The 12664-nt window shown below is 65.3% G+C and carries 13 protein-coding genes; 2 read left to right on the top strand and 11 right to left on the bottom strand.

What is annotated here, in order from left to right; all coding sequences use genetic code 11:
* Positions 1 to 13 precede the first annotated feature (13 nt).
* Both ACNKW1_RS06275 and ACNKW1_RS06270 read right to left on the bottom strand, forming a co-directional pair.
* Positions 14 to 2023 carry a MacB family efflux pump subunit gene (locus ACNKW1_RS06275; protein WP_418363720.1) on the bottom strand — a complete coding sequence of 670 codons (2010 nt, stop codon included), beginning with the start codon at positions 2021 to 2023 and terminating at the stop codon, positions 14 to 16.
* Entirely contained in the window at positions 2020 to 3348 is a 1329-nt protein-coding gene (locus ACNKW1_RS06270; RefSeq protein WP_418363719.1) for an efflux RND transporter periplasmic adaptor subunit, read from the bottom strand. Before ACNKW1_RS06270 ends, ACNKW1_RS06275 begins: the two co-directional genes overlap by 4 nt.
* A 312-nt stretch (positions 3349 to 3660) precedes the next feature.
* On the opposite strand from ACNKW1_RS06270, the gene ACNKW1_RS06265 reads away from it, so the two are divergent.
* Positions 3661 to 4656, top strand: a complete 996-nt coding sequence (locus ACNKW1_RS06265; RefSeq protein WP_418363790.1) for a cytochrome-c peroxidase — start codon at positions 3661 to 3663, stop codon at positions 4654 to 4656.
* Between the two features lie 174 nt (positions 4657 to 4830).
* Positions 4831 to 5247 (top strand): Fur family transcriptional regulator, encoded by a 417-nt coding sequence (locus ACNKW1_RS06260; RefSeq protein ID WP_418363718.1) that lies wholly within the window; start codon positions 4831 to 4833, stop codon positions 5245 to 5247.
* 114 nt (positions 5248 to 5361) lie between these two features.
* Here the strand turns inward: ACNKW1_RS06260 and ACNKW1_RS06255 are convergent, their stop codons facing one another.
* From ACNKW1_RS06255 to ACNKW1_RS06215, 9 genes are all read right to left on the bottom strand, one after another.
* A complete protein-coding gene (locus ACNKW1_RS06255) occupies positions 5362 to 5778 on the bottom strand; it encodes an ExbD/TolR family protein (RefSeq protein ID WP_418363789.1) in 417 nt (138 codons plus the stop codon).
* Complete coding sequence (locus ACNKW1_RS06250) at positions 5778 to 6545, bottom strand: MotA/TolQ/ExbB proton channel family protein (protein WP_418363717.1); 768 nt, start codon at positions 6543 to 6545, stop codon at positions 5778 to 5780. The genes ACNKW1_RS06255 and ACNKW1_RS06250 overlap by 1 nt, the downstream gene beginning before the upstream one ends.
* Before the next feature lie 2 nt (positions 6546 to 6547).
* Positions 6548 to 7459 carry an energy transducer TonB gene (locus ACNKW1_RS06245; protein WP_418363716.1) on the bottom strand — a complete coding sequence of 304 codons (912 nt, stop codon included), beginning with the start codon at positions 7457 to 7459 and terminating at the stop codon, positions 6548 to 6550.
* 70 nt (positions 7460 to 7529) lie between these two features.
* Complete coding sequence (bfr, locus tag ACNKW1_RS06240) at positions 7530 to 8009, bottom strand: bacterioferritin (RefSeq protein WP_418363715.1); 480 nt, start codon at positions 8007 to 8009, stop codon at positions 7530 to 7532.
* Positions 8006 to 8245 carry a (2Fe-2S)-binding protein gene (locus ACNKW1_RS06235; protein ID WP_418363714.1) on the bottom strand — a complete coding sequence of 80 codons (240 nt, stop codon included), beginning with the start codon at positions 8243 to 8245 and terminating at the stop codon, positions 8006 to 8008. The genes bfr and ACNKW1_RS06235 overlap by 4 nt, the downstream gene beginning before the upstream one ends.
* A 35-nt stretch (positions 8246 to 8280) precedes the next feature.
* Positions 8281 to 8484 (bottom strand): hemin uptake protein HemP, encoded by a 204-nt coding sequence (gene hemP, locus ACNKW1_RS06230; RefSeq protein ID WP_418363713.1) that lies wholly within the window; start codon positions 8482 to 8484, stop codon positions 8281 to 8283.
* 91 nt (positions 8485 to 8575) lie between these two features.
* Positions 8576 to 9061, bottom strand: coding sequence for a hypothetical protein (locus tag ACNKW1_RS06225; protein ID WP_418363712.1), 486 nt, complete (start codon positions 9059 to 9061; stop codon positions 8576 to 8578).
* Entirely contained in the window at positions 9048 to 10088 is a 1041-nt protein-coding gene (locus ACNKW1_RS06220; protein WP_418363711.1) for a hypothetical protein, read from the bottom strand. The genes ACNKW1_RS06225 and ACNKW1_RS06220 overlap by 14 nt, the downstream gene beginning before the upstream one ends.
* A 167-nt stretch (positions 10089 to 10255) precedes the next feature.
* Complete coding sequence (locus ACNKW1_RS06215) at positions 10256 to 12658, bottom strand: putative bifunctional diguanylate cyclase/phosphodiesterase (RefSeq protein WP_418363710.1); 2403 nt, start codon at positions 12656 to 12658, stop codon at positions 10256 to 10258.
* Positions 12659 to 12664: the final 6 nt, after the last annotated feature.

Here is a 12664-nt window from a genome sequence, read left to right as displayed (position 1 = left end):
TTGCTCGGGAATGTCATTCGGAGGCGAGGGCCACGACGGGATCCAGGCGCGCGGCCTTGCGCGCCGGCAGGTAGCCGAACACCAGTCCGGTGAGGAAGGCGCAGCTGAAGGCGAGCACCACCGGCAGCAGCGAGTACTGCACTGCGGTGCCGAAGCTGGCGATGATGGCTGCGCTACCGAGCCCGACGGCAACGCCGATCAGCCCGCCGACAGCGGAAACCACCAGTGCCTCGATGAGGAACTGTTGCAGGATGTTCCGTGTGCGTGCACCTGTGGCCATGCGGATGCCGATCTCGCGCGTGCGTTCCGTCACCGACACCAGCATGATGTTCATGACGCCGATGCCACCCACCAGCAGCGAGATCGCCGCAACCGTGCCGAGCAGGATGGTCAGCGTGTTCTGCGTTTCGGATACCGTGTCGATCACCGAAGCCATGTTGCGGATCTGAAAGTCCTCCACGCCGTGGCGGGCGAGCAGCAGGCTCTGCACCGCGGCCTGGGTGTCGTCGATGCGCGCCACGTCCTCGACCGCTACCGTCACGTTGCGCAGGAAGCGCTGGCCGGTGATGCGCAGGCTTGCGGTGGTGAACGGCATGAACACGATGTCGTCCTGGTCCTGCCCCCAGGGCGTGGCCCCCTTCGGAGTCATCACGCCGACGACCTGGAAGGGGATGTTGTTGACCAGAATGAATTCGCCGATCGCGTCGCCGCCGGGAAACAGCGCCCGCGCGACGGTCTGGCCCAGCACCGCGACAGTGGCGTAGCGGGCTTCGTCCTCGGCGCTGAAGAAGGTGCCGCTGGCGGTCGCCCAGTTGCGAGCGACGATATAGTCGGCCGAGGTGCCATTGACGCTGCTTCGGTGGTCGACGTTGCCGGCGCGCAGGGTGATCGTGGCGCCCTGCTCGGGCACCGAGGCGAGGACATTGGGCAGTTCGGTGATGGCCTGCACGTCCTCGACGACCAGCGTGGCAGGCGCGTCGCGCCCGCGCGTGTTTGGTGCGCCCGGGCGCACCGTGAGCAGGTTGGTGCCCATTGCGCTGACCTGGTCGATCACCTTCTGCTTGGCGCCGTCGCCGATCGCGAGCATGGCGATCACCGAGGCCACGCCGATGACGATGCCGAGCAGGGTCAGCACGGTACGGAACAGGTTGGCGCGCAAGGCGCGCAGCGCGGTGCGGGTGGCCTCGACCACGTCCGAGAGCGGAGAGGTGCGATCCACATGCGGGCTGAAGTCGGGGGCTGGACCCTCGGGCAGGCAGGGGCCCGGGTCGGACACGATGCGCCCGTCACGGATCTCGATGATGCGTTGCGCCTGCTCGGCGACCTCGCGCTCGTGCGTGATGAGGATGATCGTATGCCCCGACGCCGAGAGCTCGCGCAGCAGCTTCATGACTTCGGCCCCGCTCCGGCTGTCGAGCGCGCCGGTGGGTTCGTCGGCGAAGATGATGCGCCCGCCGTTCATCAGCGCGCGCGCAATGGAAACGCGCTGCTGCTGACCGCCGGAGAGCTGGTTCGGGCGGTGGTGCACCCGCTCGGCCAGCCCCAGCTTGCCGAGCAGTTCCTCGGCGCGGTGGTGGCGCTCGTCGCGCGGCATGCCGGAATAGACGGCCGGCACCTCCACGTTCTCGCGCGCAGTGGCTCCGCCGATGAGGTTGTAGCTCTGGAACACGAAGCCGAAGGCCTCGCGGCGCAGGCGGGCGAGCTCGTCGCGCCCGAAATCCTCCACATCCTCGCCCATGAAGCGGTATACGCCGCTGCTCGGCCGGTCGAGGCAGCCGAGGATGTTCATCAGCGTCGACTTGCCAGAGCCCGAGGCGCCCATGATGGCGACGAATTCACCTTCATGGATCGTGAGGTCGATGCCGTGCAGCACACGGGTCTCGACCTCGCCATTCACGAAGCTGCGCGTGATGTTCGAGAGCGCGATCAGTGGCTGGCGGAAAGCCCCGGCCTGCGTCAGGCCATCTGCGCCCTGATCTGGCGTGGTGGGCGTCTCGCGTGCGGGAAGGGCTTCCGGCTTCATAGACGCGGTGTCCTCGCCGGGCCGCTGCTGCCTGCGCCCACCGCCACACCGGACACCACGCGCTCGCCTTCCTGCAGCCCTTCGAGCACCTGCGCCTGCACCCGGTTTGCAACGCCCAGTACCACCTTGCGATCTTCGAGCGCACCGCGCGCGTTCTCCACCTTGACCGTTCCCTGCGCCGGAGACGCTGCAGTCCCGGTCGCGGTCCGGTTTCGGCCGGTCCCCATGCCCTTTCCTGCGCCGCGTCCGCCACCCGGGTTCATTTCGCCGCCGCCAGGGGGCGTCCCCGCCGGGGCGGGGGGCGATGCCGGGCCAGCGACCTGCGGCGGGCGGGGGGCACCCTGGGTCAGTGCCGCCATCGGGACCAATAGTGCGTCCTTGGCCTGTGCGACCACGAAGAAGACCTGTGCGGTCATCTGCGTCATCAGGCGTCCGTCCGCGTTGGGTACGTCGAAGAGTGCGTTGTATAGAACGACGTTGTTGGTGACGGTCGGGGTCGGCTCGATCCTCTCGAGCTTGCCGTACCAGCGCTTGCCACTGCCGCCCAGGGTGGTGAAGTAGGCGCTCATGCCCAGGCGCAGGCGGCCAATGTCCGCTTCGGAGACCTGCGTCTGCACGGTCATCGTGGACAGGTCGGCGATGCGCATGACCACCGGCGCCTGCTGGTTGGTGTTCAGCGTCTGGCCTTGGCGGGCGGTGATCGACACCACGGTGCCGCTCATCGGCGAGAGGATGCGGGCGTACTGGAGATTGGCCTCGTCTGCGCGCAGGGTGGATTCGATCTGCTCGATCTGGGCGCGCAGGGCCTCGAGCTGGGCCTCGGCTGATTTCGCCGAGGCTTCGGCCGTCTGCAGGCTTTCCTGGGTGGTTGCGTCCTCAGCCATGAGTGCGCGTTGGCGGCGCAACTGGATCTGCGCGAGGCTGAGCTGGGCTTCGCGGTCTTTCAACTGTGCTCTCAGGTTCTTCAACTGCGCGCGCGAGGCGTCGACCCGGGCGAGATAGACGGTGGGGTCGATCTGGGCGAGCAGGTCCCCTTCCTTCACGCTGTCGCCTACCTCGACGTGGATCTTGTCGAGCTGGCCCGACACCTGCGCGCCCACATCCACGTAGTCGCGTGGCTGCAAGGTGCCGGTAGCGGTGACCACATCCTCGATGTCGCCGCGCTGGACGGTACTGAACTGATAGGCGGTGAGCGGGCTGCGTTCGCCCACCAGATGCGGCCATGCGTACCAGCCGCCCACCGCAAGCAGGGGAAGGGCGAGCAGCGTCAGTCGGCGGCCCCAGCGGGGGTGGGGCTTGCGGGAGGAGGGAGTGTGGGTGTTCATGTGATTGTGGTGTCGGTCGTGCGCGGAGTCACGGCTTGAGAAGAGAGTTTCTGTGCAAGCATAGCGGCCTGCCTGGCGCCGTCATGTATCAGATTGCAGCGCTTGGGCCATGATGAAGACGATTGGTGAGCGGTCATGGAAGACCCGCGCTCGAAGACAACGTTCCGGGGCATGGTTTGAGGAAAGGTTGACGATAGTCAAGAAATAGGGAAATTAGATCATGTCTAATCAGACCAACAGCACGGCGGAGGAAAACTTCGACGCCGGACGAACCACAGCAGATTCGCTGAGCAAGCAAGGAGAAGCACCATGATGAAGATGAAAGCAGTCGGAGTCGCAGTTGCGTTTGCCGTTGCCGGCACCGCTTGGGCCGCCACCGTGCGGGAGGAACCGATCCAGCCGATCGAGGCGGCCAAGGTCACCGACCCTGCCAAGGTGGAGTTGGGCAAGAAGCTGTGGTTCGAACCGCGTCTGTCGATGTCCGGCATCATCTCCTGCAACACCTGTCACAACCTGTCGATGGGCGGTACGGACAACCTCAAGACCTCCATCGGTCACGGCTGGAACGCAGGCCCGGTGAACTCGCCGACCGTGTTCAACTCCAGCCTCGCGATCGCGCAGTTCTGGGACGGCCGCGCGGCCGACCTCAAGGAGCAGGCGGGCGGCCCGATCCAGGCGGACGTGGAGATGAACATGCCGCATACGCTGGCGGTCGGCATCCTGCAGTCCATCCCCGGCTACGTCGAGGAGTTCAAGACTGTTTACGGCAAGGACAAGATCGAGATCGACATGATCACCGACGCGATTGCCGAGTTCGAGGAAACCCTGGTTACGCCCAATGCCCGTTTCGACCAGTGGCTCAAGGGTGACGACAAGGCGCTGAACGAGAAGGAGTTGGCCGGCTACACCCTGTTCAAGGAAAGCGGCTGCGTGGCTTGCCACAACGGGCCGGCTGCGGGCGGCACCTCGTTCCAGCGCATGGGCCTGTTCGAGCCGTACCAGAGCACATCGCCGGCTGAAGGTCGTGCTGCCGTCACCGGTAACGATGCCGACCGCTTCAACTTCAAGGTGCCGACCCTGCGTAACGTCGAGCTGACCTATCCGTACTTCCACGACGGTGAAGCCGCAACCCTGGAGGAGGCGGTGGACGTCATGGGGCGCCTGCAGCTGGGTCGCAAATACAGCGAGGATGAGATCGGCAAGATTGTCGCCTTCCTGAAGACGCTGACCGGAGACCGTCCGGAAATCGCAATGCCGCTGCTGCCGCCGTCCAGCAACGCGACGCCGCAGCCGAATCCGTTCAATTAAGCGTCGGCGGGGAGATCCCGCATCCGGAGTGGCATTCCGAACGGGGGGCGGTCGCAAGACTGCCCCCCGTATTAGTTCGTAAGGCTTATTGACGCAATGTACGACTCGGTCCAGCATTAATACGGAGTCTTAACAGAGAGAAGGGGCCCTCAGAGCGCCCCGGGATGGATAGCCATGAACGAATATACTTCTGCCGATGCCATCGCCAGCCTGCGCAAGGCCGGCGTTCCGGTCACCCACCAGCGGATCGAGATCGCGAAAGTGCTGTTTTCCGCGCCGGTGCATCTGTCTGCTGATCAGGTCTGGGCGAATGTTCGCGACCTGTCTCCGGATGTTTCGCGAGCCACGGTGTACAACACGCTGCGACTGTTCAGCGAGAAGAAAATGATCCGCGAGCTCTTCGTGGATCCGCAGCGCGTGGTCTATGACTCGACCACCACGCCGCACCACCATCTCTACAACATGGACACCGGTGAGGTGTGCGACGTCTCCGATGAAGAGTTGCAGGTCGTCGGCAGGCCGAAACTGCCCGAGGGCGTTGTGCTCGACGAGATCGACGTCATCGTGCGTGTCCGCAACCGCATGGCCTGAGCGTAACGCCCGGCGGGGCGCTCTGCCCGTTACATTGGAAGCAGGACAAGAAGAAACGGCGCCGCAGCGGGAGGGCGCCGTTTCCGTTTCTTGTAGCAGGCCTGTGGCGTCGGCTCAGTTTTCCGGCACGGTGACGAAGCCCATCTTCTCGATGCCGGCGATGCGGGCCCGGGACATCACCTCGGCGATGACCTCGTAGCGCGTGTTGCGATCCGCGCGCAGATGCAACTCGGGCTGGGGCAACTGCGCAGCCGCGTTTGCAAGACGTGCGGGCAGGAGTTCCGCGTCCAGCAGTTCCTCGTTCCAGAAGACCCGCCCCTGATCGTCGATCGATAGCGCGATATTCTCGGGCTTTTGCTCGGTGGCGTCGCTCGAGGCCTGAGGAAGATCGATCTTGACCGAGTGGGTGAGCAGGGGCGCCGTGATCATGAACACGATCAGCAGCACCAGCATCACGTCGATCAGCGGCACCATGTTGATGTCGCTCTGCGGCGGGCGACTGTCGCCCTGGTTGAAACCGCCGAATGCCATCATGCGGCTCCGGGGCTGGTGGCCTTGTTGCTGGCGATACGCAAGCCTGCACTGGCTTGCTCCTGAGCACCCGCGACGCTTGCAATGCGTGCACCCGTGGAGAACCAGGCATGCAGATCGTGAGCAAAGGCGTCCAGCTCCGAGAGTTCGACACGGTTCGCACGGGTGATCGCGTTGTAGGCAAGCACGGCCGGGATGGCGACGAAAAGGCCGAAGGCGGTCATGATCAGCGCCTCGCCGACCGGTCCTGCCACCTTGTCCAGGGTGGCCATGCCTGAGGCGCTGATGTTCACCAGCGCGTGGTAGATCCCCCACACCGTGCCGAACAGGCCCACGAAGGGCGCGGTCGAACCGATCGACGCCAGCGTGGTCAGCCCGGCCTCGAGGCCCGCGGTGGACAGGGCCATCGATTTGCGCAGGGCACGGGTGACGATCTCGTCGGCGTCGAGATGTCCGCCCAGGGTGTTCGTGTGCGTGTGGCGGCGGATGTGCTCGGTGGCTGCGGCCCCTTGCTGCGCGAGCGCTTCGAAAGGGGATTCCGGTGCGCGCTCACCCAGGATCTTCAGCCCTGACTCCAGGTTGCTGGCGCCCCAGAACGCCTCGACCGCACGGGTGTAGCCGCGGGCGCGCATCTGGCGCCAGGCGCGGCTCAGGATCAGATACCAGCTCGTGACGGACATGACGAGCAGGATGAGCGCAACGGCGCGGATGATCGAGTCGGATTGTGCCCACAGGTGAGCGAGGCCGAAGGCCTGTGAACTGTCCATGTTCAGTTTCCTTGGAGTTTGAATACGATGGGTACAAGCACCCAGGCTTCCACCGCTGCGCTACCACGACGTGCAGGGACGAAACGCCAGCGCGCGACGGCGTCCTGAGCGGCCCGATCCAGGCGCGAGGAGCCCGAGCTTGCGCGCAACTCGATCCGTGAAGGCAGTCCTTCCGCGGAGACGAGCACGCGCAGCATGACCTGTCCTTCCTCGCGCATGCGGCGTGACACCATCGGGTACGCCGGATGCGGGTTGTTCAGGTAGGCAGCGTCGTAGCGCGCCTGGGTGAGTGCCGGCGTGCTTTCGCTTCGGGTGGAGGCGCTTGCGCTTGCTACAGGCGCAGGCTGGGGTGCGGCTTCGGCGGGTGCGCTGGTTGCGGTAGGCGCGTCGGTGGCAGGGGGTGTTTCACGGACCACCGGCTTGGGTGTCGGCTTCCTCGCCACGGGCTTCGGCTTGGGCGTCGGCTCGGGCTTGGGTTCGGGCGGTGGCGGTGGCGGCGGCGCTGGTTCTGGCGGACGCACTTCAGGAGGGGGCGGCGGCACGGGTTCAGCTGGGGCTGCGCTTGCGGGCTGCTCCATGGCTGCTGGCTCGGCCTGGATCAGTGCGACCTGGATCGGGGCGATCTGCGGTGGCGTCGTGTCCTGCATGCCGAAGTGGGCGAGCGCCCCCAGCGCGGCGAGATGGGCAACTGCCACCAGGGAGGCGAGCGTGATGCGCGCTGCCGAGCCGCCATTCAGCGCGGACTGGGGGGAGGCATCGGATGCGCGTCGCGCCGGGGGCGCCTCGAACTCGACGGCGTTGACCGCAGCGACCTGGGTCACGATGGACGCAGATGCAGCAAGCGCTGCCTTGCGTCCGGCGATCGGTGCCGTGTCGGGGGCGGGCGTCTTCAGGACCGGTGCGGCAGTGTGCATGTTGCAGGAAGGTGGGCTGCCCCGCGCGGGGGCAGCCGGGCTGGAAACGGTGGTCGGGTTGAGAACGTGGTCAGCTTGAGGCCGGGCTCATCTGTGACTGCAGGTAATTCTGCAGTCCCACCTGCTCGACCAGACCGAGCTGGGTTTCGAGGTAATCGATGTGCTCCTCGGTGTCCTCGAGAATCTTCTCGAAGATCTCCCGCGAAACGTAGTCCTTACAGGACTCACAGTAGGCGATCGCCTCAATGAGGTTCGCTCGCCCACCCAGTTCGAGTTTCAGATCGCCCTGAATGCATTCCGGGACGTTCTCCCCGATCAGGAGCTTGTCGAGGTTCTGCAGGTTCGGAAGACCTTCGAGGAACAGGACGCGCTCGATGAGCAGGTCGGCATGCTTCATCTCCTCGATCGATTCGTCGTACTCGTGCTTGCCGAGTCGATCCAGGCCCCAGTTCTTGTACATGCGTGCATGCAGGAAGTACTGGTTGATTGCCGTCAGCTCGATGGTCAGCTGTTTGTTGAGGAACTGGATGACTTTCTTGTCGCCTTTCATGCTGCCTCCAGGGTGAGAGAGAACGCCGGTGCCGGGCTGGAGCATACCGCGGCGTGACTCTGTCGTGGGTTTGATGCCAGCGCGGAGTTCAGGCAATCCCTTGCGCAACGCGCGCAACGACCGCACTCCGCGGTGACACCCAGTTCGGTGCGAAGCTGCCGGAGCGTGCGCGTCCCCTGACTCGCGGCCAGGTGAATCTGGCGCTCCGTGACTGCATTGCATACGCACACATACATAGTCTAGCCTCCAGACAGATTCTTGCGTTCCACGCTCACTTGGTGAGGATCAGCTTTCCGTTCCGCGTTGCACGCAGGAGGTAATGGCTGCCCTCGTGTTCGATCGTGATCGCGCGCTGCCGCCCGAGAAGCTGGGTGCTGCGCACGACATTGAGGCGGGCATCGCTCCCGGGCAGGTCATCGCTGTCGAGCACGCCTTTTTCCATGGAGCCAGTATCCGGGATCTCAGAATCGATCATTTGAAACTTCGTGCAAACAATAATGATTCGCATTAGAGCACGAGTGCCGAGCGTGTGCAATCTGTTCGTGCATCTGCTTGATCCTCTGCGCCTACCGTGTCGCGCTGCCGGGTACCTGGTCGAGCCTCAACAGCACCTTGAGTCCAGGGTGCTCGGCCAGGCTGGCGGGCAGATAGGCGAGGGCGTTCGGGTTTCTGAGGACCAGCTCGATCGCATGCTCGGGTCCAGCGACTTCGTGCGGAGGACGCGCCCGCCCGGTGAATACCAGACGCGACCAGTAGGCCCGGATCTGGCTGGGGTTCTTGCCCGTCAGGTGCTGGTAGAACTGGTCCCGGACCGGGCCGGAAGGCAAATCGACGACCGTGAGCAAGGGGCCGTCTGCGATTCGGGTGCGCTGGCCAAGGTACAACTCCTGCGCCGCGCTGAGCTCCAGGGTCTGGAGGTTGCCCTCACGCGCGCTGACCAGCACGATCCCCGCCCCGTCCGCAGCAAGTGCGGTGGGTGCGAGCAGCGTCAGCCACAGCGCGAACACGCGCAGCCAGCCGCGCAGGGAAACGAGGCGCTCAGAACACCACATCGACCGACACGCTCAGCAGGTTGATCGTGCGTCGGTCGAGACCCGGCGCGAAAGGGTCCTCGCGGGCGATGAAAGTGCCCAGCGCGTTCCGACTGGTGCGAGCCTGGGTGAATTCGGCCTTCAATGCCGCGCTGGGGGCGAAATCCCAGCGCATGCCAACGGAGAAGCTCTTCTGGGCCTGGTTGCGCGAGCGGTTGAACCCTTTGATCCGGTCCTCGTAGCCCGGCCACTCCGCGGCTTCGACGAGAGGTTGATCCTGCCATTGGCGAGCGACGCTCAGGTAGGGCATGACGGATCCGAAGCGGCGGCCGGCGGAAGCGTAGGCAGCGGTGGCGCTGTTCGAGAATTTGCTTGCGGTGTTGCGCGCCACCTCTGCACTGAAGCGCCAGACGCCGTCGTCCCATTGCATGCCCAGCGAGCTGAAGCTTGCGCTTGCGCCCGAGCCGCTGAGTTCCGCCCTGAGCGCTTGCGGCAGTGTGGAGGCAAAGTCGACGAAGCCCGGCGAGGTCCGCTCGACAGCGAGATCTGCCTTCGCATAGCCGGCGCTCAGGCTCAGCGATCCGGACTCCAGTGTCAGCGTCATGCCACCAAGCTTGCTCAGGCGCGCCTGCCCGCCATTGATGACAGGGATCCGGCTGCGGCCGAAGTACGGATGCAGCTCAACGAACATGTCGCCGATGTGCGTGCGGTAAAGCAGATCGATGCCGTCGATGTCGCTGAAGGGATTGAGCCCGTAGACCTCGACGGGTGGGCGAACCCAAACCTGGTTGTAGTTGATGTCCGAGGTATCGGAGAGCATGAAGAAGGGGCTGCGGAAGCGGCCCGCACGCAGCGTGAGTTCGGGGCTCAGGGCGTGGCTGAGAAAGGCCAGGGCGGGGCGTGGGTCGTAGTCACCACGCTGCGTCTCGCGGGTGACCAGCTGCAGTACGAACGCGTTGCGCTCGCTCAGGCGAACATCAGCCTGCACGCCCAGCACAGAATCCGGACCGAGATCGGTGCGCTGCCCCCCGGGGGCATCGATGCCCACGCGTGCGAACTGCAGCGTGTCCGAGCGCGTGTGTACCGCACCCAAGGTAGCGAAACCCGACAGGCGCCAGTCGATGTCGGTCCCGCGCGCGGCGGGGGCGCACAGGCCTTGCAGCAAGCCGAGGGCCAGGGCGGGTACCAGCAGATGGCGTCGGAGAGATCCTTGAGTCATTGATCGAGGCCTTGCAGATAGGCAAACGTCGAATCGCGATCGACCGGGCGGGAGAACAGGTAGCCCTGTCCGTAGTCGCATCCCATTTCGAGCAGCGTTTTCAGCTGCTCTTCATTCTCGATGCACTCTGCTACCACGGTCATGCCGAGTTCGTGTGCCAGCTGGATGCTGTGGCGCACGATGGCGCGCAGGCGCTCGTCGTGGGTGAGCGAGTGAACGAAGGAGCCGTCCAGCTTCACCTGGTTGCAGGGCATCGTGTGCAGGTAACTGAGCGTCGAATAGCCGGTGCCGAAGTCGTCGATCAGCACGTCGATGCCCGATGCGCGCAGCGCGTGCAGATGGGCGATGGCGGGGCCGTCGCGGTCCGCGAGCACGCTTTCGGTGACTTCGAAACGCATCGCGCTGCGTGGGATGCCACTCTGCGCAATGGCCGCGAGCAGTTCCTCGGCGAGATCGGCGCGCGAGAGCTGTCGCGCGGAAAGGTTCACGCTCACGCGCACCGGCTGCTGCTGTGGAAGGCGCGTGCTCCAGTCGCGGATGTCGCGGCAGGTGCTGCGCAGCACCTGCATGCCCACGTCGTGGATGAGGTCGAGCGTCTCGGCCAGGGGAATGAACTCGGAAGGCGGCAGCAGGCCCATGCTCGGGTGGGGCCAGCGCACCAGGGCCTCGAAGCTTGCGAGCCGTCGTGTGGCGAGCTCGACGATGGGTTGATAGAAGACACCCAGGTCGCCGCGCACCAGGGCGGCGCGCAACTCGGCCTCGATCTGCAGAGCCCGTACCGCTTGCGCGTGCATATCGGGCTGGAAGAACTCGATTGGGGCGGTTTCGCTGCGTCGCGCCTTGTGCAAGGCGTTGTCCGCGTCGCGCAGCAGGGATTCGGCGTCCTCCCGCGCGCTGTCGCTCATCGCTACGCCGACGCGGCAGCGCGGATGCAGGACCTGGTCGGTGTTGCTGGGTGCGAAGGCGGGCAGAGCGACCAGGTCCTCGCACATCCGCAAGGCTTCGATGGAATTCTCCACCCCGTTGAGCAGTACGGCAAACTGGTCGCCCCCGACCCGCGCACAGACGTCGCCCTGCCGCATCAGCGAGGTGATGTGGTTGGCGATCCTGCGCAGCAATTCGTCACCGACGGCGTGGCCGTAGCTGTCGTTGACGAGGCTGAAGCGCTCGAGGTTGATGGTGAGGATTGCGATCTGCTTGGGGTTGCCCCGCAGGCGCTGGGCGAGAGCGTGGTTCGCGTGCTCGATGAACATCGCGCGGTTGGGCAGTCCGGTGAGTCCGTCGTGCAGGGCGTCGTGCAGGAGCTGCTGCTCGGCGCGCTTGCGCAGGTTGATGTCGCCGAGCGAGCCCGCCATGCGGAAGACGTGCCCGCCGGGGTTGCGGCTTGCCACGCCGCGGATCAGCACCCAGCGATACTCGCCATCGGGACGGGCGACGCGCAACTCCATCATGAACTGGGCGCTCTCGCCCTTCAGGTGGGCGATCAAACGTTGCTGGTAACTCTTGACCTCGTGCGGGTGCACCAGGTCGATGAAGGCGTCGGCTTCAGCGGGCATGCCGCCAGGCGGCAGGCCGAGGATCTCGCAGAAGCGCTCGGAGTAGTAGGCGTGACCGGTGTCGAGATCCCAGTCCCACAGGCCGTCGTTCGCCCCCCGCAGCGCCATGGCATAGCGCTCCTCGCTGGCGCGCAGCCGACCGGCCGTTTCCTGCAGCTCTGATACGCGTTGCTGCAGGGTGGCGGCCATGATGTTGAAATGATGCGCGATGGTGGCGAGCTCGTCGCGGCCACGGGTGAGCACGCGATGATCCAGGTGGCCATCCGCGATGGCCTTGCTGCCGTCCAGGAGCCGGTGCAGATTGCGGGTGAGGAAAAAGCCGACGGCCGAGAGCAGCAGGAACGTCAGCGCGATCTCAGACAGCGCGATCAGTAGACCCTGGCTCATGATGGCCTGTCGCGCCGCCGAGAGCGACGAAATCGAAATGCCAAACTGCAGCAGGCCGACCTCGTTGCGCGGCAGCAGAAGTGGCCTGCGCACATGAACGAGTTCGCGGCCGACCAGCCCCTGCAGGCGTCCGCTGGTCTGCTCGGTCGGCTCCGGCAGCCGGTTCAACTGTGGCAGTCCCGCGGCCACCAGCATGCGCTCGTCACGACCTGCGATGCGCACGTAGGTGAGTCCTTCCTCCGCGTCATGCAGCAACTCGCCCAGGACGTCCTGCAGCGCGTCGAAGCGCTGTTGTTCGCCGTATGCGGTTGCCATCGCATGGAGAATGCTCGCGTTCTGCGTGATCGTGGTCTCTAGCGTTGCCGAGACTGCGTTGTTCATCAGCCGCATGCTGTTCGCCAGCAGCAGGCTCAACAGCACGACCTGCACCACCGTGCTCGCGAGCAACAGGCGCATGCGGAT

The sequence above is a fragment of the Thauera sp. WH-2 genome (genome assembly GCF_048321015.1).
Lineage (GTDB): Bacteria > Pseudomonadota > Gammaproteobacteria > Burkholderiales > Rhodocyclaceae > Thauera.
The sequence above is the reverse complement of the archived record's forward strand: the minus strand, read 5'-3'. Positions and strand labels throughout refer to the sequence as shown.